1 protein-coding gene is annotated in these 1,242 nt (G+C 36.6%); it reads right to left on the reverse strand.

Annotated features, from left to right (window positions below; all coding sequences use genetic code 11):
- Positions 1–1,118, reverse strand: a 1,118-nt coding sequence (locus OD355_RS13775; protein WP_263039075.1) for an IS1634 family transposase, incomplete at its 3' end; no start/stop codon positions are given.
- Between the last annotated feature and the right edge of the window lie 124 nt (positions 1,119–1,242).

Genomic DNA, 1,242 nt, shown 5'->3' on the forward strand with positions numbered 1-1,242 from the left:
TCAAATTTTTTCCTGTCGATAGCAACATTTATTTCTCCCTCCAATTTGAGGTATTTATTGTAGCCCCGATTGTTGATTCCCGATTTGGTAAGCTTCCCCGTTCTTATGCGCTTTTCGAGCTTTCTAAGCCCTTTTTCCCGATTGTATTTATCTTTCCTGGCGCGGGTGTCACAATAGGTGATGATTAGTTTTAAATCATCCTTTTCCAATAGGGCACTTTCGCCGTTTTTTAATTTTAAGGCAAGTATCTTTTCCTTTATCGGTTGTGACTCGTTTTTAATGCGTGCGCCAAGGATAAATTCATAATTCTTTTGGTGCAGTTCGATAACATTTTGCTTTGACAGCAAACCCGAATCAGCCACCACAATTAATTGCTCCAGGTTATATTTCTTTTTAAAAACTTCTAACACCGGAAGAATTGTGTGGCCTTCAAATTTGTTCCCTTCAAAAATGTCATAAGCTAATGGATAAGCGTCTTTGCTAACAAGCAATCCTAATACAATCTGTGGATTTTGGTGTTTTCCTTCCTTTGAGAATCCGGTTCTGCGAAGTTCATCTTCCTTATCGATTTCAAAATAAACAGTGGTTACATCATAAAAAACCACTTTAATTTGCTCCTTCAAAATCTGTCGGGTATGTTCATAACTTATACGTTGAACCAAGTCTTTCTGAGTATGATGTAATTTATCCAGGTAGCGATAAATGTCATCTTCGGAATAGTTTTTCTGAGCGTAGCGGTAAAGGTATTCGGTAGTTTTTAGTTTGCTTTTAGGATAGACTAAACGGTATAAAACCAGGTCTTTAAACAAATCGTCTTTCATTTGATTAAATCCAATCTCATCAAATATTCGCCCTAAAACCAGGTCAATGCCTGCAAGCTTATGAGAGGTTATATTGTTCAAGACCTGCTGGATTACATCATTAGTGTCCGAAAAATCAAATTGTTGAAGTCCGGTAGTTCTTTGAATGAATTCGTTTCCTTTTTTGAGCAACACTTTTATTTCTGATGGAATCGCACTGCTTCCTATTGTCTTTAAAACATTATACTTGCCGGAACTTTTGTCAATTACTTGAACACTGATGACTCCGCTTTTATTTTTCTTCTGCCTTATAAACATAAGACAAAAGTAAAAAAATCGTCCTGGGACACCCAAAACCAAAACTCGAAAACAAGTAATTTACAGTAAATCAACAACTTATATTAGGCAGGGACGTCTTTCTGAAAAAAGTGCGGAAGTCAGG

The sequence above is a fragment of the Haoranjiania flava genome, from assembly GCF_025631005.1.
In the GTDB taxonomy this organism is placed as follows: domain Bacteria; phylum Bacteroidota; class Bacteroidia; order Chitinophagales; family Chitinophagaceae; genus Haoranjiania; species Haoranjiania flava.